At 51.6% G+C, this 1080-nt stretch carries 1 protein-coding gene; it reads left to right on the forward strand.

The genetic code is table 11. The annotated features are described in order from the left end of the window. Window positions 1–17: 17 nt before the first annotated feature. Window positions 18–1055 (forward strand): IS630 family transposase, encoded by a 1038-nt coding sequence (locus tag EV680_RS11880; protein ID WP_132954952.1) that lies wholly within the window; start codon window positions 18–20, stop codon window positions 1053–1055. The last annotated feature ends 25 nt before the right edge of the window (window positions 1056–1080 follow it).

Consider the following 1080-nt stretch of genomic DNA (forward strand, 5'->3'; position numbering starts at 1 on the left):
ATCCCCATTTCTCCCCAATGGAAAAAGAAGACGGAAGAAAACTTGCAGCCGAAGCCCAATTCGAACGGCGCAAGCAAGCAGTCAGACTGCACAAACAGGGCAAAACACCCGAGCAAATCGCCGAAATGCTCGGCATGGGTCATGTCACCGCGCGCTCAGCCATCAAAATCGCCGAAGCAGACGGCATCAAAGCATTGGCACCCAAAAAGCGCGGACGCCCATCAGGAAGTTGCCGCCAACTGAGTGAAGAGCAGGAAGCCCACATACAGCGCCTTATCTGTGAAAAGCGCCCCGAGCAGATGAAAATGGACTTCGCCTTATGGACTCGGGCGGCGGTTATGGCCTTGATCAAGCAAGAGCTGGCTATCGAATTGCCGGTACGTACGGTAGGCGAATACCTCAAGCGCTGGGGGTTTACGCCGCAAAAACCCATCCGGCGCGCCTACGAGCAACGTCCCGAAGCAGTGAAGCAATGGCTGGAGGAAACCTATCCCGATATCGCCAAACGGGCAAAAGCCGAAAAAGCGGAAATCCATTGGGGTGATGAAACAGCGGTAGTCAATACCGATGTACGCGGGCGGGGTTATCAGCCCAAAGGACAAACGCCGGTAGCCTATACCGTAGGCGGGACACGGCATAAACTTTCGATGATTTCAACGGTGACCAACCAGGGCAAGGCACGCTGGATGATTGTGGAAGATGCATTCAACAGCGACAAGCTGATTGAGTTTCTGGAAGCATTAATCAAAGATGCCGGTAAGAAAATCTTCCTGATACTGGATAACCTGCGGGTTCACCACAGCAAGCCGGTCAAAGCCTGGTTGGAAAAGCATAAAGAGAAGATCGAAGTGTTTTATTTACCCAGTTACAGCCCGGAGCTGAACCCTGATGAACGGTTGAATGCGGATTTGAAACAAGCACTGGGCTCGCGTGTTCAGCATCGTACAAAAGCGAAACTGAAGCAGGCAACGGAGAATCATATGCGGATGCTGGAGAACCATCCTCAACGGGTGGCTGCGTATTTTAGAGATCCGAAGGTGAAGTATGCTGCATAAACATTTCAATATTTAATTGCCGAAT

Source organism: Uruburuella suis (assembly GCF_004341385.1).
GTDB classification, from domain to species: Bacteria; Pseudomonadota; Gammaproteobacteria; order Burkholderiales; family Neisseriaceae; genus Neisseria; species Neisseria suis.